This window comes from Streptomyces sp. BK340, assembly GCF_007827595.1.
GTDB lineage: Bacteria > Actinomycetota > Actinomycetes > Streptomycetales > Streptomycetaceae > Streptomyces.
Genome location: NZ_VISR01000026.1, coordinates 46,253 through 65,363 on the forward strand (window position 1 = coordinate 46,253; position 19,111 = coordinate 65,363).

Sequence of the window (19,111 nt, forward strand, 5' to 3'; positions counted from 1 at the left end):
GCTCCTCACCCAGCATCTGTGACCTGCGACTTCGGGGCTCGGTGCACTCCGGGGGTTTGGCGGGGGGAGGAGCGGCCACTCGCAAAGAGAGGTGGAACGCAGTGAACACAAAGAACACCCCCCAATCACAGAGTTCACAAGAGTCACAGGATTCACACAAGAAGCAGGACAGTGCACGGTCGGATGCGGCGGACGACCGGCCGGCCCCCATGGAGGTGCTGCGCCAGGCGCGCGCCCAGCTCGGCGAACTCACCGGTCTCACACCGCAGTCGGTGTCCTCCTTCGAGCAGACCGAGGACGGATGGTCGCTCGACGTGGAGGTCCTCGAACTGTCGAGGGTGCCGGACACGATGAGCCTGATGGCGAGCTACCGGGTCGACCTCGACCCGCGCGGGCAGGTCACCGGCTATCGGCGCGTTCGCCGCTACGAACGCGGGCGGGCCGATGCGCGCCCTCCCGGCGGCCGCTAGAGGCCGTCCGGATCCCACGTCCACGGACACGCAGTGCATTCGACCACCCACAGGGAGGAATCACAGGCATGACCGTTGTACCGGCACAGCAGATGGGCGGCGGAGGAGGCGGCAGCAGCGGCCTCTACGACGTACTCGAACTGGTTCTCGACCGGGGTCTCGTGATCGATGCCTTCGTTCGTGTGTCCCTGGTCGGCATCGAGATCCTCAAGATCGATGTCCGGGTCGTCGTCGCCAGCGTCGACACCTATCTGCGCTTCGCCGAGGCGTGCAACCGCCTCGACCTGGAGGCGGGCCCGAGGAAGCCTCCTGGCCTGCCCGACGTCGTCGGTGAGATCACCGAGTCCGGCGCCCGCGGCAAGTCGAAGGGCGCGTTGTCGGGCGCCGCGCAGACCGTGGCCGACGCCTTCCACCAGGCCCGCGGGGGCGAGCAGGAGCGTGAGGAACGGGAGGCCGAGCCCCGGCCACGCGCCCGTAAGACATCGGCGCGCAGGAAGGAGGAGCAGGAATGAGCACGTACGTCTACGGGATCACAGCCGGGTCGAATCCGGCGCTCCCCGAGGGCATGGCCGGCGTGGGCGAGCCGCCGCGCCCGGTGCGGATCCTGAAGGCCGGCGAACTGGCCGCCGTGGTCAGTGACGCCCCAGAAGCTCTGCGCCCCAAGCGCCGGGACCTGCTCGCCCACCAGAACGTGCTCGCCGAGGTCGGCGCGGGCCGCTGTGTGCTGCCCATGCGGTTCGGCAACCTGGCCCCCGACGACGACGCCGTCACCCAGGTGCTCACCGAGCGGGCGGAGCACTACCACGAGCGGCTGCGAGAGCTGGACGGGAAGGACGAGTACAACGTCAAGGCCAGCCATGTCGAAGAGGCAGTCCTGCACCTCGTGATGGCCGAGAGCCCGGAGCTGCGCGCCCTCGCCGACGCCAACCGGCAGGCGGGCGGCGGCAGCTACGAGGAGCGCATCCGCCTCGGCGAGCTGGTCGCGGCCGCCGTCAAGGCCAAGGAGGCCGAGGACAGCAAGGAGGTGCAGAGCCTGCTGGCCCCGACCGCCGCGGCGGTGAGCGTGGGCGTCGAGTCCACCGGCTGGCTGCTCAACGTGTCGTACCTGGTCGTCCGGGACTCGGCCGAGGCCTTCCTGGCCGCCGCCGAACACGCCCGCAAGAGCTTCACCCACCTCGACCTGCGGGTCAACGGACCCCTGCCGCCGTACAGCTTCGTCGAGCCCGGTCCCCTCGAACCCGCGGGCAGCACGGTCGGCGCCGGAGTCGACGGGAAGTAGTGACCGGGCCCGAACGTAAGGAGAACACCGTGGGACTCATCGGCGAAGTGCTGCTGCTGCCGTTCGCGCCGGTACGCGGCAGCGCGTGGGTGATCGGACAGGTGCTTCGCGAGGCGGAACGGATCTATTACGACCCCGCCACCGTACGGGCCGAACTCGCCAGGCTCGAAGAGCAGCTGGAGACGGGCGAGATCACCGAGGAGGAGTTCGACCGGCGCGAGGACGAACTGCTCGACCGGCTGGAGATCGCCCTGCGCTCCGGCGACATCACGGGAGACGGGACGACATCATGAACAGGACGGCACTTGGCCTCGCCCTGGGGGCCGGATACCTGCTGGGGCGCACGAAGAAGCTGAAAATGGCCCTCGCGGTCGGTTCTCTGGTGGCCGGGAAGAAGCTGAATCTCGGCCCGAAGGCGATCGGGGAGCTGGTGCAGAAGCAGCTGCACGACAACCCGCAGTTCAAGGAGATAGGGGACCAGCTGCGCCAGGATCTGCGGGGCGTCGGCAAGGCCGCCACCGGGGCCATGGCCGAGCGGCAGATGAACGCCCTCGCCGACCGGCTGCACGGTCGTACCACCGAGCTGCACGAGCGGCTCGCCGGGGAGCTGACCGAGTCCGGATCCGACGAGGAGGAGACCGGGGAGGACGAGGAGACCCGCGGGACCCGGCGGCCGGAGACGTCGCGCAAGAAGGCGGCGGCCAGGAAGGCCCCGCAGAAGCGGGCCCAGGCCAAGAAGGCCACTGCGACGGCTCCCGGAAAGACAGCGGACAGGAAGGGGCCCGCCCGCAAGACCGACGCGAAGAGGACGGCCTCGGCCGGCGGCGCGACGCGCGGCGGCCGGTCCGGGCACTCGAAGGGCGGCGATGACCAATGACCGAGACCCTGGAATCCGCAACCGGCAAGGGCACGGGCGCGGCCAAGGACAACCCGCTGACGGATCTCGCCCACAGCGAGGCCGCCGACCGCCTGAAGGAGGAGGTGCAGGAGTACCTCTCGACGCAGGCCGAGCGGATGCTCGCCGGCCTCGGCCACAAGCTCGGTGAGGCCACGGTCAAGCTCAACGACATAGCCGAGGGCAACAGCCCCGGCTTCGCGAAGCTGGCCCTCGAGGGCGGTCGCAAGTTCGCCGAGGGCAAGGGCCCGCTGCGCTCCGCGCTGGAGCTGGGCGCCTCCCGGGTCAAGGAGAACGTGACGAATGCGGTGAAGAACCTGGGGGGCGGCAAGGGCAAACGCAAGAGCGGCAACAAGCCGACCGTGATCATGGAGTCCGTCGACGTCGGTGTGCCGCTGCGCACGGCCTACGACCAGTGGACCCAGTACCAGGAGTTCAGCACCTTCGCCAAGGGCGTCAAGAGCGCGAGCCGCGCCGACGACACCCAGTCCGACTGGCAGCTGAAGGTGTTCTGGTCGAACCGCAGCTGGAAGGCCCACACCACCGAGCAGATCCCCGACCAGCGCATCCAGTGGACGTCGCAGGGCGCCAAGGGCACCACGAAGGGTGTCGTCACCTTCCACGCGCTCGGAGACAACCTCACCCGTGTCCTGCTGGTCATGGAGTACTACCCGAGCGGCCTGTTCGAGAAGACCGGCAACCTGTGGCGCGCCCAGGGGCGCCGGGCCAGGCTCGACCTGAAGAACTTCGCCCGCTTCATCGCCCTCAAGGGCGAGGCGGACGACGGATGGCGCGGCGAGATCCGGGACGGCGAGGTGGTCCGCAGCCATGAGGATGCGGTCGCCGAGGAGCAGGAGTCCGAGGAGCAGGAGTCCGAGGAGCAGGAGTCCGAGGAGCCTGTCGAGGAGGAAGAGGAGACTGAGGAAGAGCCTGAGGGGGAGTACAAGGACGAGGAGGACGAGGAGGAGGAGCCCGAAGAAGAGGAGGAGTACGAGAACGCGGAGGAGCCTCGGGACGAGGACGAGGACGAGGAGGAGGACGAGGGGGAGGACGAGGGGGAGTACGAGGACGAGGACGAGGAGGAAGAGGAACCCGAACCCGCTGAGAAGGGGAGCCGTCGATGACGACGGCCCGCCGGCTTCCCGAACCCTACGGCCCGAGCGGTGGGACGAACCTCGCCGACGTCCTGGAGCGCGTGCTCGACAAGGGCATCGTCATCGCGGGCGACATCAGGATCAACCTGCTCGACATCGAACTCCTCACCGTCAAACTGCGGCTCGTCGTCGCCTCGGTGGACAAGGCCAAGGAGATGGGCATTGACTGGTGGGAGACCGATCCGGCTCTCTCCTCCCGTGCCCGCCAGGACGAACTCGCACGTGAGAACGCCGAGCTCAGGGAACGGCTGGCGCGCGTCGAGGAGCTGGAAACCGGCGGCCGTGTGCCGAAGGAGGCCCGATGAGTGGACTGCGCTATGTCTACGCCGTCTGCCGCCCTCTCGACGCGCCCCTGCAGGCCGAGCTGACGGGCGTCGGGGGCGCCCCGGCCGCGCTGCTGCACCACCACGGGCTGGTGGCCGTCGTCAGCGCGGTCCCGGAGGCCGACTTCTGCGAGGAGGCCCTGCGGGCCCACCTGGAGGACCTCGACTGGCTGGCCGCGACCGCCCGGGCCCACCAGGGCGTGATCGACGCGCTCACCACCGTCACCACCCCGCTGCCGCTGCGGCTCGCGACCGTCTTCCGGGACAACAGCGGGGTACGCACGATGATCGAGGCCCGCGAGGAGGACTTCCGGCGCATCCTCGACCGGCTGGACGGCCGCGTGGAGTGGGGCGTCAAGGTGTCCGTGCCGAACGAGAGCGATGAGCCGGCCGAGCTCGTCGCCTCCGCCGCGGGGCGACCGGCCAGCGGGCGGGACTATCTGCGCCGGCGGCGTGAGCGCACCCACGCGCACGAGGAGGCGTGGCGCAGTGCCGAGACCTTCGCCCGCACCTTGCACGAGCTCCTGGTGCGGCATTCCGAGGACTCCCGGCTGCATCCGCCGCAGAACCCCGCGCTCTCCGGCGTGCCGGGCCGGAACGTGCTCAACGCGGCCTATCTCGTGTGCCGGGCGGACTCCGAGAAGTTCGTGGAACTGGTGGATCGTACGAAGAACGAGGCGCCGGGGATGCGGGTGGAGCTCACCGGGCCCTGGGCCGCCTACTCGTTCTCCGGGGAGTTCGGCGGGGAGGAACCGTGACCGTGGTCGAACACCGTGAGATCGCGCTGGTCGACCTGCTCGACCGGCTCCTCGCCGGCGGGGTCGTCATCACCGGCGATGTCACGCTGCGCATCGCCGACGTCGACCTTGTCCGCATCGACCTGAACGCGCTGATCAGCTCGGTCAACGAGTCGGTTCCCTCGCCCTTCGAGGAGCCCCGATGACGGCATGCGGAAGGCCACGCGACCGGCTCGACCTGGAACCCGACACGGTCGAGCGAGACCTGGTGAAACTCGTGCTGACCGTGGTGGAGCTGCTGCGTCAGCTGATGGAACGGCAGGCGGTGCGCCGCTTCGACACGGGCGAGCTGAGCGAGGAGCAGGAGGAGCGGATCGGGCTCACCCTGATGCTCCTGGAAGAGCGGATGGCCGAGCTGCGGGAGCACTACGGGCTGCGGCCCGAGGACCTGAATCTGGACCTCGGACCGCTCGGACCGCTGCTGCCCCGTGCCTGAGGCGAACCGGCGCAGACCACCTGCGTACGGCCTCAGGCCCGTTTGCGGCCTCAGGCCTGCTTACGGCACAGGATCTCGCCGTGCAGGACGGTGAACCAGCCGTCCTCCTGCCGGCCCCACTCGCGCCACGCCTGTGACACCGCCCGAAGCTGCTCCGCCGTGGCATGGCCGCCCTGCGTGGCGCGATCGGCGTAGGCCGAGGCGAGGGTGCGGTCCGCCCACAGCGCGCTCCACCAGGCCCGTTCCTCTGGCGTGGCGAACGTCCAGGTGCCGGACGTGGCCGTGATGTCGGTGAGGCCCGCGGCCAGCGCCCAGGCCTTCAGCCGGCGCCCGGCGTCGGGCTCGCCGCCGTTGGCCCGGGCCACCCGCTGGTACAGATCCAGCCAGTCGTCCAGGCCCGGCACCGCCGGATACCAGGTCATCGCGGCGTAGTCCGCGTCGCGTACGGCGATGAACCCGCCCGGTTTCGTCACCCGGTGCATCTCGCGCAGTGCCCGCACCGGGTCGCCCACGTGCTGGAGCACCTGGTGGGCGTGGACCACGCAGAAGGTGTCGTCGGGGTAGTCCAGGGCGTGCACGTCCGCGACCCCGAAGTCCACGTTGGCCAGGCCGCGTCCGGCCGCGGTCTCCCGGGCCTGCGCCAGGATGCCGGGTGCGTGGTCGACGCCGGTGACCTGGCCGTCGGGGACCAGTTCCGCCAGGTCGGCGGTGATGGTGCCCGGGCCGCAGCCGATGTCCAGGATCTTCATGTGGGGCTTCAGCGAACCGAGCAGATACGCCGCGGAGTTGGCTGCGGTCCGCCAGGTGTGGGACCGCAGCACCGACTCGTGGTGCCCGTGCGTGTAGACGGCGGTCTCCCGCGATTTCGGCATGGCTGAACTCCCCTGTCCGAGCTTCGGTCGCTGCACCTCACCGTAGATCCGCATGTCGAATAGTGAGAACTGTGTTCTGCCATGTGGACTGATGGAGTGTCAGCTATCCGGGCAGCGGGCGGTACACGGTGAGCGCCTGGGGGAGCTTCTCCAGCGTCACCTCGCCCGCCACCTCGGTGACCTCGCCGTCGAGGGCGAGGAGCGTGCCGGGTGCCAGACCCGCGACGCGCAGACGGCTCAGCTGGACCGCCGCATGCGCGGGGGAGCGGGTCAGCGGGCCGGCCAGCGCCGCCGCCAGCAGACGCAGTGCGGGGCGGCGGCCGCCGTGCACCACCCGCACGTCGAGCCGCCCGTCGGCCAGGTCGACGCGGCGGCCCGGGGCGAGGCCCATCCGGTGGTAGGTGCCGTTCCCCGCGAACAGCAGCCACAACGGGCGTACCTGGCCCCGGAACTCGGCTTCCATCGGATGCCCGTGCGCACGCAGCACGCGCAGCGCCGCCAGCACCCCGGCCGGCCAGCCGCCGATCCGGCGCGACCAGTCCTCCCGCTCCCGCACCAGCTCCGGATACACGCCCAGGCTGCAGGTGTTGAGGAAGATGCCCCGCCGGTCGCCGCAGGTGAAGCGGCCGACGTCCACGCGCACCGCCTCGCCGCGCCGGACCGCCCGCGCGAGGTCGCGGGCGTCCTCCACGCCGAGGTCGTAGGCGAAGTGGTTCAGGGTGCCCCCGGGCAGCACCGCGAGCGGCAGGCCGTGGCGCAGGGCGACCTCGGCGGCCGCGTTCACCGTGCCGTCCCCGCCGCACACCCCGAGCACCCGCGCCCGCGCCGCCGCCTTCTCCAACTCGACCGGCACTTCGTCCGGTCGGCACTCGACGACCTCGGTGAGCGGCAGTCCGGCGCGCAGGGCGTGCACGCGGTCCGCGGTGCCCGAGCCGGAGTTGGCCACGACGACCAGGCCCGCCCCGTCGGACAGCGCCGGGACCTCGGCGCGGGGCCGGGCCGGCGGCACGACCTGGGCGCGGGTGGGCACCATGCCCCGTACGGCGAACGCGGCACCCACGCCCAGAACCGCGCCCGCGAGCACGTCGCTCGGGAAGTGGACGCCGGTGTAGACACGGGAGAGCGCGACGGACCAGGCGACGGGAGCCACCACCGCGCCCCAGCCCGGTGACTCCAGGGCGACACCGGTCGCGAACGCGGCCGCCGACGCCGAGTGACCGGACGGGAACGACGTGGTGATCGGCTGCCGCTTCAGCAGCCGGGCCGACGGGACCGGGTCCAGGGTGGGCCGGGGGCGGCGCACCGAGCGCTTGCCGAGCGTGTTGATGACCAGCGAGGCCAGGCTCAGCGACGCCAGCCCCCGGGCGGCCGCCCGGCGGGCCCGCGGCGTACGGCTCGCCGCAATCGCGGCTGCCGTCGCGAACCAGAGGACGCCGTGGTTCGCACTCCGGCTCAGCCGCGGCAGCACGGGCCCGGCGAACGGCCAGTGCTGCTCCGCAGCGAACTCGAACAGCCGGCTGTCCAGAGCGAGCAGCCGGTGGCGCAGGGGATGGGGGCCGGGATCGGCAACAGTGAGATCGACGTCTGGGCTCATAGGCTGCCGGGTACCCTGAACCGGACGTTTCCTGCCCGGCGGGCGATGAACGACACCCGGAGGGCCCCTGCCATGCGTCTGCTCCTCATCCGCCACGGCCAGACCCCGTCCAACCTGGACCAGCTGCTGGACACCGCCGTACCCGGGCCGGGCCTGACCCCGCTCGGCACGGCCCAGGCCGCCGCCCTGCCCGCCGTGCTCGCGGACGAGGACATCGAGGCGCTCTACGCCTCCACCCTGATCCGCACCCAGCTCACGGCCGCCCCGCTGGCCGCCGCCCGCGGCCTGGAGGTGCTCGTCCGCGACGGCATCCGCGAGATCTCCGCCGGCGACCTGGAGATGGTGCCCGGCTCCTCGCCGGAGGGCGAGCGCTACATGCGCACGGTGTTCGCGTGGGCGGCCGGGGACACCGAACGCAGGATCCCCGGCGGGGAGAACGGCGAGGAGGCCCTGGCCCGGTACGACGGAGTGATCGCCGAGGCCGCCGCGAGCGGCGCCGGGAGCGTCGTGATGATCAGCCACGGCGCCGCCATCCGCATGTGGACCGCCGCCCGCGCCGACAACGTCGACGTGGCCTTCGCCGCCGCCCGTCCACTGGAGAACACCGGTGTGGTGATCCTGGAGGGTTCCCCGGCCGACGGCTTCAAGGCGCTGTCCTGGGCCGGCGCCACGGTCGAACCGGCGGGCGAGGGCGGGCCGGCCGGCGCACCGGTGGCGGCGGGCTGAGGGACAGGCCGCCGCCGGAGCGCGCTGGGCGGGCCCGCTGCCGGAGTGGGCAGGATAAGCGTTTGCCCCAGGTCGGCAGCACACCACAGAATGCCTCCTCATGGGACATCTGGAAGCGGCGCACCTCGAGTACTACCTCCCCGACGGGAGGGCGCTGCTCGGCGATGTCTCCTTCCGGGTCGGCGAAGGGGCCGCCGTCGCCCTGGTCGGCCCGAACGGCGCGGGAAAGACGACGCTCCTCAGGCTGATCTCCGGCGAGCTGAAACCGCACGGCGGCACCGTCACCGTCAGCGGCGGCCTCGGCGTGATGCGCCAGTTCGTGGGCTCCGTGCGGGACGAGACGACCGTCCGTGACCTGCTCGTCTCCGTGGCCCCGCCCCGCATCCGTGAGGCGGCCCAGGCCGTGGACCGGGCCGAGCACGCCATGATGACCGCCGACGACGAGGCCGCCCAGCTGCAGTACGCGCAGGCGCTCGCGGACTGGGCCGAGGCGCGTGGCTACGAGGCCGAGACCCTGTGGGACATGTGCACCACCGCCGCCCTCGGCATGCCGTACGAGCGGGCCCAGTGGCGGCAGGTGCGCACCCTCTCCGGCGGCGAGCAGAAGCGGCTCGTCCTGGAGGCGCTGCTGCGCGGCACCGACGAGGTCCTGCTGCTGGACGAACCGGACAACTACCTGGACGTGCCGGGCAAGCGCTGGCTGGAACAGCAGCTGAGGGAGACCCGTAAGACGGTCCTGTTCGTCTCCCACGACCGCGAACTCCTCGCCCGCGCCGCCGAGAAGATCGTCTCCGTGGAGCCCGGCCCGGCCGGCGCCGACGCCTGGGTGCACGGCGGCGGCTTCGCCACCTACCACGAGGCCCGCCGCGAACGCTTCGCCCGCTTCGAGGAGTTGCGCCGCCGCTGGGACGAGAAGCACGCCCAGCTGAAGAAGCTCGTGCTGAACCTCCGCCAGGCCGCCGCGGTGAGCCACGAGATGGCCTCCCGGTACCAGGCCGCGCAGACCCGTCTGCGCAAGTTCGAGGAGGTCGGCCCGCCGCCCGAGCCGCCCCGTGAGCAGGACATCACCATGCGCCTGAAGGGCGGCCGTACCGGCGTACGGGCGGTCACCTGCGAGCAGCTGGGACTGACCGGCCTGATGAACCCCTTCGACCTGGAGGTCTTCTACGGCGAACGGGTCGCCGTGCTCGGCTCCAACGGCTCGGGCAAGTCGCACTTCCTCAGGCTGCTCGCCGGCGACGAGGTCGCGCACACGGGTAGGTGGAAGCTCGGTGCACGGGTCGTCCCCGGCCACTTCGCCCAGACCCACGCCCACCCGGAGCTGGAGGGCCGCACCCTGCTCGACATCCTGTGGAAGGAACACGCGCAGGACCGGGGCGCGGCCATGTCCAGGCTGCGCCGCTACGAGCTGACCGGCCAGGCCGAACAGCCCTTCGACCGGCTCTCCGGCGGCCAGCAGGCCCGCTTCCAGATCCTCCTGCTGGAACTCCAGGGAGTCACCGCGCTGCTGCTGGACGAGCCGACGGACAACCTCGACCTGGAGTCCGCCGAGGCTCTCCAGGAGGGACTGGAGGCCTTTGACGGCACGGTCCTCGCGGTCACCCACGACCGCTGGTTCGCCCGTTCCTTCGACCGCTTCCTGGTCTTCGGCAGCGACGGCCGCGTCCGCGAGACCCCGGAGCCGGTCTGGGACGAACGCCGGGTGGAACGGGCCCGCTAGCCCGGCGCCACCGCCGGAGGGCCCGGGGAGCCGGATGTTCGTACAGTGGACTCAGGAATGCGAGCTCCACGGCTCCCTCCCGGGAACGCTCGGGGGCACTGTGTGCCGGGCTGGGTGTCCGAACCGGATGAACGACCACGACGAGCGGGGTGCCACCATGACCGGAGTCGACCCCAGCCGGCTGGACGACCAGCAGCTCATGAAAGAGCTGGAGACGATCCACCGCACGCGCCACGACACCCTCCTGTACGGCTCGAACGACGCGCTGCGGGCCCACAACGAGCGCATGGCGCAGCTCGAGGGCGAGTACCTGCGGCGCAACCCGCGCCGCCTCGTCAGCGCGGGCCGCACCCGCGAGGGCGCCCGGGAACGCGGCTGCGGCGAGGCGGTGACTCCGGGCACGTCCGGCACCTGAGGCGCTCCCCAGGTGCCGCCCGCGTTCGGCCGCACCTGCGATGCCCGGTGCGCTCACCGCTCCGGTCCCGGCTCGTCAGATGCCCACCAGCGCCTCGGCCAGCTGCTGCACGTTGGCGTACTGCCGCGAGCGCGGCAGCCCGGCCACCGCGTCGATCAGCGTGCCCGGTGCGTTGCCGCGGCGCAGGGCCCGGGCCAGCTCGTGCGCGTCGGCGGGGAAGGTGTGCCGGTTCAGGTTCCGGGCCAGGGCCAGCCGTACCCGTTCCAGCGACGCAGGGGATCCCAGACCGCCCACCGGCCCGCTCCAGACCTCGGGGTCGTCGTCGGCGACCGGCTCCGGATCGGCCCATTCCTCGGTGCGTGTCGGGTGCCCCGACCTGAGCAGTTCCTGCAGCTCGTGCTTCATCTCGTCGTCCCGGTGGACGCTCAGTCGGTCACTGCCTCGCTGCATGACTTCCTCCAGAGGGTCGAAGGTCAGCACCTACCGAGTCACCTGCGCCGGGGGCGGAAAACCTGTGCGGAGCCGTTCGGCCACAGCTGTCGTGGGGTCACCCGTCAGGCCGTTCGCGTCCCGCGAATGGGGCCCGGCCGCGCGCGCCGCGGCGCCGGGCGGGCTGTGATGGCAGCGAGGGCACGACCGCCGTGCCCCGTGGTCGTACCGCCGAGGAGCCAGCCCCATGCACCGCACCGTCCGTGCCCTGTCCGTCGCCGTCCTGGCCGGGGCCGCGCTCGTCATAGCGGGGCCGACCGTGTCCGCGGCCCCCGCTGACGGGGCGAGCCCCGGCACCGTCCGGCCCGGCGCCGGCCCCACCGCGTCCGTGCCCTGCGAAGCACTCACCGGACTGGTACCGGACATCCCCGACGACACACCGCCGGCCTTCGCGGACGGCACCGCGCAGTGTGACGAGGGGCAGGGCAAGGGGCAGGGGCAGGGGCAGGGACAGGGAGAGACACCGGGGCTGGCGCCGGGGCAGCGGGACGAGTCGGGGGCGGGGCAGGGGGAGCGGCAGGATTCGGGCGCCGGGCAGGAGACGGGGCAGTGGCAGGAGCCCGGGGCGGGGCAGGAGACGACGGGGCAGGGACGGGAACAAGGGCAGGGGCAGGGGCAGGGACAGCGGCCGGGGCAGGGGCAGGGACAGCGGCCGGGGCAGGGGCAGGGGCAGGGGCAGGGGCAGGGGCAGGAACAGGGACGGGAGTGCGAGGACTCCCATGGTTCGGCATGTTCCGGCGAACACGGCTGCCGCGACGAGGACGGCGGCAACGGCAACGGCAACGGCTACGACGGAGACAACGGCGGCAACGGCTACAACGGCGGGAACGGCTACAACGGCGGGAAGGGAGACGACGGCGACTGCGACCGGGCCACGGAACAGGGCGGGGTCGCGGCCGGGACGGGCGGCAGCTTCGACGACTCGGTTCCGGCGCTGGTCGCCGGCGGTGTGCTGATCGCTGCCTCCTGCGGAGGCGCCGTCTACCGGCTGTCCGGCCGCAGGAGGCCGGTGGACGGCTGACGCGGGGCGGCCCGGGCCGGGTCCGTGCCGGAGGGCAAATGCGGCCGACGGCCATGGAGGGCCGTCCGCCGGGTACACATCCCGAGGGCACCGACAGCAGAAACCGCACGCACCACCCACACACCCGGCACCACAGGAGCGGGCACGGGAACAGGCTCGAGAACAGGCAGCGGCACGGCCGACGAGGAGAGCACGGCCCCGACGGGAACACCACACGGCACCACGGACTGCGCGGAGGCGGACATGCGGCGGACGGACCCGGAGGGCCACGGGCCGGTCCGTTACGGGCCGCCCCTGCCCGGTGACGGCCTGCCCGTCCTCCCGGAGCTCTCCGCCGTCCTCGCCGCCGCGGCGGGCCGGGCCGACGCCCAGCCGGTCGGCGGCGCCCCCGCACTGCTGGAGGCCGCGTGCGGGTACTGGACCCGGCGCGGACTGCCCTGCGTCCCCGACCGGGTGGCCGCGGGACCCGGCGCCCCCGCGCTGCTGCTCGCGCTGACCGCCGCGCTCGCCGGTGACACCGGCGACGTGCTCGTGCCCCGCCCGTGCGCCGCCTGGTGGGCGCCCTGCGCCCGCCTCCTCGGCAGGCCCGTCTTCCACGTGCCGACCCCGGCCGAGGGCGGCGGTGTGCCCGATCCGTACGCCCTGCTGGAGACCGTCCGCAGGGTCCGTGCCGAGGGCGGCGATCCCCGGCTGCTGGTGCTGTCCGTCGCCGACGACCCCACCGCCACCGTCACGCCGCCCGAACTGCTGCACGAGACCGTCGAGGCGGCGGCCGCCGAGGGCCTGCACCTGGTCAGCGACGAGACCTGGCGCGACACCGTGCACGACCCGCGCGAGACGGTCCTGCTCAGCCCCGCCGAGATGGTGCCCGACGGGGTCACCGTCGTCACCGACCTGGCCGGCGCCCTGCTGCCGCCCGGCTGGCCCGCGGCCGTCGCCCGCTTCCCCTCGGGAGAGGCGGGGGAGCACCTCCACGCGCGCGTGCTCGACATCCTCACCGCGCTCGGCGCCCGGGTCGCCGCACCGGTCGCCGCGGCCGCCGGGTACGCCCTCGACGAACCCGCACCCGTCACCGAGCGCCGGGAGGCCGCCGTACTCCTGCACGCGCGCGTGGCGGCCGCCGCGCACGGCGCGGTCGTCGCGGCAGGCGCGCTCGCCCTGCCGCCGCGGGCCGGCCGCCATCTGTACGTCGACCTCGGCCCGTTGCGCGAGGTGCTCGCCGAGCAGGGCGTCGGGGACGCCCAGGAACTGGAGGACCTCCTCACCGCCCGGCTCGGCATGCCCACGCCCGGCGGCCACCGCTTCGGCGACGACCTCGGGGCGCTGCGGGTGCGGCTCGCCACGGCGTCCCTGCTGGGCGGCACGGACGAGGAACGCACGGAATGCCTCATGTCACCCTCACCGTTGGAACTGCCACAGGTGCAGCGCGCGTTGATCTCCTTGAGGTCGGCCTTCGAAGATCTCCGCGACGACGCTCAGCGACGGGAGCCTCCTCGATGACGCAGCAGACGCATGAGCCCGGGTCCGCCGGCCCTACGACGACCAGCGCAAAAGCCGGCGCCCCCACGGCCCCGGCCCCCCTCGCACCCCCGTTCCCGCCGCTGGCCGAGCCCCGTCCGCTGGGCGAACACCGGGTGTGGCCGCGGACCTTCCACGACCGGCTCACCGCGCCCCTGCCCGGTCTCAAGGCCCTCGCCCGCTTCGCCCGCGAGGGTTCCGTACGCCCCGGCCCCGAGAGCCTCGCCGACATCCCCCGGCTCCCCTACGCACCCGCCCCGCTGCCCCGCACGGGCGCCCGCACGCTCGCCGTCTCCTGGGCGGGACACGCCAGTTGGATCGTCCGGATCGGCGGGCTGACCGTCCTCACCGACCCCGTGTGGTCCCGCCGCATCCTCGGCACCCCGGCCCGCATCACCCCCGTCGGTGTCCCCTGGGAGGACCTGCCACGCGTCGACGCGGTCGTCATCAGCCACAACCACTTCGACCACCTCGACGCCCCCACCCTGCGCCGTCTCCCGCGCACCACACCCGTGTTCGTGCCCGCCGGGCTCGGCCGCTGGTTCCAGCGGCGCCGGTTCACCCGCGTCACCGAGCTGGACTGGTGGGAGGGTGCCGAACTGAACGGCGTCCGCTTCGACTTCGTGCCCGCCCACCACTGGTCCAAGCGCACCCTCACCGACACCTGCCACAGCCTGTGGGGCGGCTGGGTCCTCACCGATCGCGACGGACGGCGCCTCTACTTCGCCGGTGACACCGGCTACGGCCACTGGTTCTCCCGTATCGGCCGCCGCTACCCCGGTATCGACCTCGCCCTCATGCCCATTGGCGCCTACGATCCGCGCTGGTGGCTGAGCGACGTGCACTGCGACCCGGAGGAGGCGGTCCGGGCCACCCAGGACCTGGGCGCCCGAAGAATGGCTCCCATGCACTGGGGCACGTTCATCCTCTCGGCGGAGCCGGTCCTGGAACCGCTGACGCGAGTGCGGACGGCCTGGGAGAAGGCAGGCCTGGACCGGCAAGACCTGTGGGACATCCCGGTCGGCGGCTCGAGGACGCTGGACTGAACTCCCCGCTGCCGGCCGCCACCGGCGCTAGGTCCTGTCGTCAAATTCCCGTCGTCGCCCGAAGGGCGGCCTCGCGGCGTCTGGTGCGTGCTCTCGGCGTGCCGGGCGGAAGTCCTCGTACTGGACGTACTTGGGCTTTCGCCCGGTGCGGCGAGAGTGCGTGCCAGGCGTCGTGGGGCAGACGGGAATTTGACGACAGGACCTAGCGAGAAACGCGCCGCACCAAGCCCGGGACCACACTGATCAGGAGCGTCAGCCCCACCGCGGCCACCACCCCCTCCCACGGCTCCGCGAACAGCGAACCCCCGAGAATCCCGATCACCTGGTACGTCAACGCCCAGGCCAGACAAGCGGGCAGATTCCCCCGGCTGAACCGCCGCAGGGGCCAGTCGGCGACCAGACAGGCCAGCATCACCGGCAGCCGCCCGGCAGGCACCAGCCGGGACAGCACCAGCACAGTCACCCCGTGGTCGGCCAACTTCGTCTGCGCCTGCGCGAGCCGCTCCTCCGGCGCCCGGGCACGAATGGCCTCCAGCCACCGCGACCCGTTCCGCGACCGCATCCCCCGCCGCCCCAGCCAGTACAGCGTCGCGTCCCCGAGAAAGGCCGCCAGCGAGGCCGTGACGAACACCAGCGCCAGCGAGAACGGCTCCGTCTGATGAAACGCCACCACCGCGGCCGAACTGACCAGTGCCCCCGTAGGCACCACCGGCACCAACGCCCCGATCAGCACGAGCAGGAACAGGGACGGATACCCGAGCGCCCGCTGCGTGGACTCCGGAGGCGCAGTGGACGTGGAAGCAGCGGCCAGGACCACCGCGGCCGGCCATCTCACCGCGCGACCTCCAGGCGCACGCTCTCGCCGTGCCCGAGCTTGTGCACGGCCACCTGCGGCGCGGCCGCGGCCGCCAGGCGCACGAACTCGTCGCCCGGTGCGTGGAACTCGTGCGGGCGCACCGCGTCCATGCCGATCGGCCAGTACGTCCCGTAGTGCACCGGCACCGCGACCCGGGGTGCGAGCCGGGCCAGCGCCCGCGCCGCCCGCCCCGCGTCGAGGTGCCCCTCGCCGAGGTACGGACCCCAGCCGCCCACCGGCAGCAGGGCCACGTCCACCGGCCCGACCTGCTCCGCCATGTCGTCGAACAGCCCGGTGTCCCCGGCGAAGTAGGTCCGCGCCTCGCCCTCGACGACGTATCCCAGCGCGGGGGAGCGGTGCGGGCCCACCGGCAGCCGGCGCCCGTCGTGCCGAGCGGGCACCGCGCGGACCACGAGGTCCCCGATCCGGACGGCGTCCCCCGGGGCCACTTCGGTGATCTGCAGCTGTCGCAGCCGGCGCAGCCCGGGTACCGCCCGTGGTGCGCCCCGGGGCACGACCAGGCGCGTGCCCGGGGCGAGCGCGCCCAGCGAGGGGACGTGCAGATGGTCGACGTGCAGATGGGAGACGAGCGCCACGTCCGCGCGACGGGCCTCGGCGGGGGGCACCGCGCCCCGGCGGCGACGCAGATGCGCGAGCCTGTTCGCGAACAGGGGATCGGTAAGCACCCGTATGTTCGAATCCAGGAGCGCGCAGGTGGCGTGACCCCACCAGGTGATCTCCACCGGCACCTTCTTCGCCTCCTTCGCGCGACTCCCCCGAAGCCTACGGGCAGGAGTAGGGTCGGCGGCGAAACCCGGAGGTGAGGGGGACGCCATGGGACAGTCGCGGGGTGCCTCCGGCGGGCTCGCACAGGTGCGGGTCACCGCCATCGCGAGCCTGACGCCTCTGGAGGAACTGGAGGCCGACCCCTTCCTGGTCGACTCCCGCAGCCAGCACGCCATGTGCGCGCACTGGGCGGCGGAGCGCGGCTATGTGGTCGCGAGGGAACTTCTCGTCGGCGGGCTGCGTTTCGACCATTGCGCACTGTGGGACGGCGTCCGGCCCGGCGTGGACGTGTTCGTCGCACCCAGCCGGCGCGTGCTGGAGCGTGCGCTGTCCTCGGTGGAGGAGTTCACCGCCGAGTGCGCGCGGCGCGGGGTGCGGGTGGAGACGGTGGGGCGGGCCGAGCCCTCGTACGACGCGCAGATGAAGGCGCGGGTGCACCGCAGGCTGTCCATGCCGACGGCGGGCTACGACGGGCGCTGAGGGCCCGGCGCCCCGCCCGGCCCGGCTCCGCCCCGTGTGACAAGGTGGAACGAGGCCCGGTGATCGAGCGGGCCGGGACGCGAGGTGTACGGGGCGTGCGGGGCGTGCGGTGGCGGCGGATCGCCAGTCAGGTCGGACGGAGCGTCACGGTGTGGGCGGTCTCCACGCTCACCATGCTCCTGCTCGCCGGACTGCTGCCCGACTTCAGGCTCCAGTCCGCCGACGGCGACAGTGCCACGCGGATAGCCGTCACCGCCGCGCTGGGCGCCGGGGCCTTCGGTGTGCTCTCGGCCGTGGTGTGGCCGCTCCTCGTGCGGCTGCTGCTGCTCGTGCCCGCGTTCGTCCTCGGCCTGCTGGTCTTCTTCCTCAACGGCTCCCTGCTGCTGCTCGCCCTGCGCCTCAACCCCTCCGGGCAGGGCGAAGTCGCCCCGGAGACCGCCGTCATCGTGGCGGCCGTGATGTCCGCCGTCGCCTCGGCCACCGGCGCCGCCCTCGCCGTACGCGACGACGACGCCTACCGCCGTCGTCTGCTGCGCCTCGCCTACCGCCGCCGCAGAGCCGGCCCACCGTGCGCGGCCACGCCCGGACTGGTCTGCGTCCAGCTCGACGGCGTGGGCCACGACGTGCTCACGCACGCCGTCGGCAAGGGACTCATGCCGACCGTCGGCCGCTGGCTGGCGTCGGGCGACGGCGTACGGCCGACCCACCGGCTCGCCCCCTGGCGCACCGACTGGTCCAGCCAGACCGGCGCCAGCCAGCTCGGCATCCTGCACGGCAGCACCTTCGACGTGCCGGCCTTCCGCTGGTACGAGAAGGACCGGGGCGAGGTGATGGTGTGCAACCGCCCGACCAGCGCCGTCGAACTCCAACGCCGCGCCACGGCGCACACGGGCGACGGCGGACTGCTCACCGTCGACGGCGCCAGCCGCGGCAACCTGTTCGGCGGCGGCGCCGGAGAACTGGCCCTCGTGCTGTCCATCGCCACCCGCCGCCGCGGCCGGGACAACCGCTCCCGCGCCGGCTACTTCGCCTACTTCTCCGACCCCGCCAACGCGGTGCGCACCGCCCTGTCCTTCGTCGCCGAGGTCGCCCGCGAGATCGGCCAGTCCACCCGGGCCCGGATCCGGGGGCAGCGGCCACGGGTGAGCCGCGGCGGCCTCTACCCCTTCGTGCGCGCCTTCGCCACCGTCGTCGAACGGGACGTCGTGGTCGCCGCCGTGATGGGCGATCTGCTCGCGGGCCGCACCGCCGTCTACGCCGACCTCGTCGCCTACGACGAGGTCGCCCACCACTCCGGACCGTGCAGCCGGGACGCCGAGAAGGTCCTGCAGCGCCTCGACCGGTCCCTCGCGCTCATCGAGAAGGCCACGGAACACGCCCCGCGCCCCTACCGGATCGTCGTCCTGTCCGACCACGGCCAGAGCCCCGGCGAGACCTTCCGCGCCCGCTACGGCCTCACCCTCGCCGACCTCGTCCGTGCCGGGTGCGGACTGCCCGTGCCACGCCGGGCCGAACGAACCCGCAGCGGTGCCGAGGCCCGCACCGCCGTCCGCGCGGCCCTGCGCCGGCCCGTTGAGGAGAAGGGCGAGCGGCACCGGCCCGCCCCCGCCCTTCGGGCGGGAGGACCCCCGTCCCGCTCCGCTCCGGACTCCGGGCCGATCGTGCTGGCCTCCGGCAACCTCGGCCTGGTCTCCTTCCCGGACGTGCCGCACCGCATGACCAAGGAGGAGATCGAGGCCCGTCACCCCGCCCTGCTCACCACCCTCGCCAACCACCCCGGCATCGGCTTCCTGCTGGTGCGCAGCGAGGAACACGACGGCGTGGTGCTCGGTCCCTACGGCACCGAGATCCCGCTCGCCGAGCTGGACCACGAGCCCGGCCCGCTCGCCCGGTTCGGCCCCGGCGCCGCCGACGCCGTCCGCCGCACCCACACCTTCCCGCACACGGCCGACATCATGGTCAACTCCTTCCACGACCCCGCCGACGGCGAAGTCCTCGCCTTCGAGGAGCAGATCGGCTCCCACGGCGGCCTCGGCGGCGCCCAGTCCCACCCCTTCCTGCTCTCCCCGCTCACCCTGTCCGCCCCGGTCGAGGAGGGCGCGGAGCTGACCGGCGCCGAGCACGTGCACCGCGTCCTGCGCCGCTGGCTGCGCGAGGCGAACGGCCCCCAGGTGCCGATCGGCACGGAGGCCGAGGAGGAGCGGGCCGCCTGAAAATCGGCTGCGCGCCCGGGG

Annotated in this window: 23 protein-coding genes; 18 read left to right on the top strand and 5 right to left on the bottom strand. The window is 72.9% G+C overall.

Annotated elements, in window-relative coordinates; genetic code table 11:
* Positions 1-101 precede the first annotated feature (101 nt).
* From FB157_RS34745 to FB157_RS34790, 10 genes are all read left to right on the top strand, one after another.
* Positions 102-470 (top strand): gas vesicle protein, encoded by a 369-nt coding sequence (locus FB157_RS34745; RefSeq protein WP_145884666.1) that lies wholly within the window; start codon positions 102-104, stop codon positions 468-470.
* A 68-nt stretch (positions 471-538) separates the two neighbouring features.
* A complete protein-coding gene (locus FB157_RS34750; RefSeq protein WP_145884667.1) occupies positions 539-982 on the top strand; it encodes a gas vesicle structural protein GvpA in 444 nt (147 codons plus the stop codon).
* Positions 979-1,749: a GvpL/GvpF family gas vesicle protein gene (locus FB157_RS34755; protein WP_145884668.1), complete on the top strand. Its 771-nt coding sequence runs from the start codon at positions 979-981 to the stop codon at positions 1,747-1,749. Before FB157_RS34750 ends, FB157_RS34755 begins: the two co-directional genes overlap by 4 nt.
* 29 nt (positions 1,750-1,778) lie before the next feature.
* The gene (locus tag FB157_RS34760) at positions 1,779-2,042 is read left to right on the top strand and encodes a gas vesicle protein GvpG (RefSeq protein WP_145884669.1); all 264 of its coding nucleotides are present in this window, start codon (positions 1,779-1,781) and stop codon (positions 2,040-2,042) included.
* Positions 2,039-2,626 carry a DNA primase gene (locus FB157_RS34765; RefSeq protein WP_145884670.1) on the top strand — a complete coding sequence of 196 codons (588 nt, stop codon included), beginning with the start codon at positions 2,039-2,041 and terminating at the stop codon, positions 2,624-2,626. Before FB157_RS34760 ends, FB157_RS34765 begins: the two co-directional genes overlap by 4 nt.
* Positions 2,623-3,768 (top strand): SRPBCC family protein, encoded by a 1,146-nt coding sequence (locus FB157_RS34770; protein WP_145884671.1) that lies wholly within the window; start codon positions 2,623-2,625, stop codon positions 3,766-3,768. The genes FB157_RS34765 and FB157_RS34770 overlap by 4 nt, the downstream gene beginning before the upstream one ends.
* Positions 3,765-4,103 (top strand): gas vesicle protein, encoded by a 339-nt coding sequence (locus FB157_RS34775; protein WP_145884672.1) that lies wholly within the window; start codon positions 3,765-3,767, stop codon positions 4,101-4,103. Before FB157_RS34770 ends, FB157_RS34775 begins: the two co-directional genes overlap by 4 nt.
* Complete coding sequence (locus FB157_RS34780; RefSeq protein ID WP_145884673.1) at positions 4,100-4,879, top strand: GvpL/GvpF family gas vesicle protein; 780 nt, start codon at positions 4,100-4,102, stop codon at positions 4,877-4,879. The genes FB157_RS34775 and FB157_RS34780 overlap by 4 nt, the downstream gene beginning before the upstream one ends.
* The gene (locus FB157_RS34785) at positions 4,876-5,064 is read left to right on the top strand and encodes a gas vesicle protein (protein WP_145884674.1); all 189 of its coding nucleotides are present in this window, start codon (positions 4,876-4,878) and stop codon (positions 5,062-5,064) included. The genes FB157_RS34780 and FB157_RS34785 overlap by 4 nt, the downstream gene beginning before the upstream one ends.
* Positions 5,061-5,354, top strand: a complete 294-nt coding sequence (locus tag FB157_RS34790; RefSeq protein ID WP_145884675.1) for a gas vesicle protein K — start codon at positions 5,061-5,063, stop codon at positions 5,352-5,354. The genes FB157_RS34785 and FB157_RS34790 overlap by 4 nt, the downstream gene beginning before the upstream one ends.
* Before the next feature lie 50 nt (positions 5,355-5,404).
* Here FB157_RS34790 and FB157_RS34795 read toward each other — a convergent pair whose 3' ends face one another.
* Together FB157_RS34795 and FB157_RS34800 are read right to left on the bottom strand one after the other, a co-directional pair.
* On the bottom strand, positions 5,405-6,226 hold the full coding sequence (locus FB157_RS34795; RefSeq protein ID WP_145884676.1) for a class I SAM-dependent methyltransferase: 822 nt from the start codon (positions 6,224-6,226) through the stop codon (positions 5,405-5,407).
* A gap of 103 nt (positions 6,227-6,329) precedes the next feature.
* Positions 6,330-7,820, bottom strand: a complete 1,491-nt coding sequence (locus FB157_RS34800) for a bifunctional phosphatase PAP2/diacylglycerol kinase family protein (RefSeq protein WP_145884677.1) — start codon at positions 7,818-7,820, stop codon at positions 6,330-6,332.
* A gap of 72 nt (positions 7,821-7,892) precedes the next feature.
* Here FB157_RS34800 and FB157_RS34805 point away from each other — a divergent pair, with 72 nt between their 5' ends.
* The 3 genes from FB157_RS34805 (at position 7,893) to FB157_RS34815 (ending at position 10,681) form a co-directional block, all read left to right on the top strand.
* A complete protein-coding gene (locus tag FB157_RS34805; RefSeq protein WP_145884678.1) occupies positions 7,893-8,546 on the top strand; it encodes a histidine phosphatase family protein in 654 nt (217 codons plus the stop codon).
* A 100-nt stretch (positions 8,547-8,646) separates the two neighbouring features.
* Complete coding sequence (locus tag FB157_RS34810) at positions 8,647-10,266, top strand: ABC-F family ATP-binding cassette domain-containing protein (RefSeq protein WP_145884679.1); 1,620 nt, start codon at positions 8,647-8,649, stop codon at positions 10,264-10,266.
* 127 nt (positions 10,267-10,393) lie between these two features.
* Positions 10,394-10,681 carry a DUF6158 family protein gene (locus FB157_RS34815; RefSeq protein ID WP_145884680.1) on the top strand — a complete coding sequence of 96 codons (288 nt, stop codon included), beginning with the start codon at positions 10,394-10,396 and terminating at the stop codon, positions 10,679-10,681.
* A 75-nt stretch (positions 10,682-10,756) separates the two neighbouring features.
* Here FB157_RS34815 and FB157_RS34820 read toward each other — a convergent pair whose 3' ends face one another.
* Positions 10,757-11,131 carry a DUF2795 domain-containing protein gene (locus tag FB157_RS34820; protein ID WP_145884681.1) on the bottom strand — a complete coding sequence of 125 codons (375 nt, stop codon included), beginning with the start codon at positions 11,129-11,131 and terminating at the stop codon, positions 10,757-10,759.
* A gap of 226 nt (positions 11,132-11,357) precedes the next feature.
* Here FB157_RS34820 and FB157_RS47670 point away from each other — a divergent pair, with 226 nt between their 5' ends.
* The 3 genes from FB157_RS47670 (at position 11,358) to FB157_RS34835 (ending at position 14,755) form a co-directional block, all read left to right on the top strand.
* On the top strand, positions 11,358-12,191 hold the full coding sequence (locus FB157_RS47670) for a hypothetical protein (RefSeq protein ID WP_186581836.1): 834 nt from the start codon (positions 11,358-11,360) through the stop codon (positions 12,189-12,191).
* Between the two features lie 243 nt (positions 12,192-12,434).
* The gene (locus FB157_RS34830; RefSeq protein WP_145884682.1) at positions 12,435-13,691 is read left to right on the top strand and encodes an aminotransferase class I/II-fold pyridoxal phosphate-dependent enzyme; all 1,257 of its coding nucleotides are present in this window, start codon (positions 12,435-12,437) and stop codon (positions 13,689-13,691) included.
* A complete protein-coding gene (locus FB157_RS34835; RefSeq protein ID WP_145884683.1) occupies positions 13,688-14,755 on the top strand; it encodes an MBL fold metallo-hydrolase in 1,068 nt (355 codons plus the stop codon). Before FB157_RS34830 ends, FB157_RS34835 begins: the two co-directional genes overlap by 4 nt.
* Before the next feature lie 202 nt (positions 14,756-14,957).
* Here the strand turns inward: FB157_RS34835 and FB157_RS34840 are convergent, their stop codons facing one another.
* Positions 14,958-15,590, bottom strand: coding sequence for a DedA family protein (locus tag FB157_RS34840; RefSeq protein WP_392282043.1), 633 nt, complete (start codon positions 15,588-15,590; stop codon positions 14,958-14,960).
* Positions 15,587-16,360 carry an MBL fold metallo-hydrolase gene (locus FB157_RS34845; protein ID WP_145884684.1) on the bottom strand — a complete coding sequence of 258 codons (774 nt, stop codon included), beginning with the start codon at positions 16,358-16,360 and terminating at the stop codon, positions 15,587-15,589. The genes FB157_RS34840 and FB157_RS34845 overlap by 4 nt, the downstream gene beginning before the upstream one ends.
* A gap of 85 nt (positions 16,361-16,445) precedes the next feature.
* On the opposite strand from FB157_RS34845, the gene FB157_RS34850 reads away from it, so the two are divergent.
* Positions 16,446-16,877: a hypothetical protein gene (locus tag FB157_RS34850; protein WP_145884685.1), complete on the top strand. Its 432-nt coding sequence runs from the start codon at positions 16,446-16,448 to the stop codon at positions 16,875-16,877.
* 95 nt (positions 16,878-16,972) lie between these two features.
* Complete coding sequence (locus tag FB157_RS34855; protein ID WP_145884686.1) at positions 16,973-19,090, top strand: phage holin family protein; 2,118 nt, start codon at positions 16,973-16,975, stop codon at positions 19,088-19,090.
* The last annotated feature ends 21 nt before the right edge of the window (positions 19,091-19,111 follow it).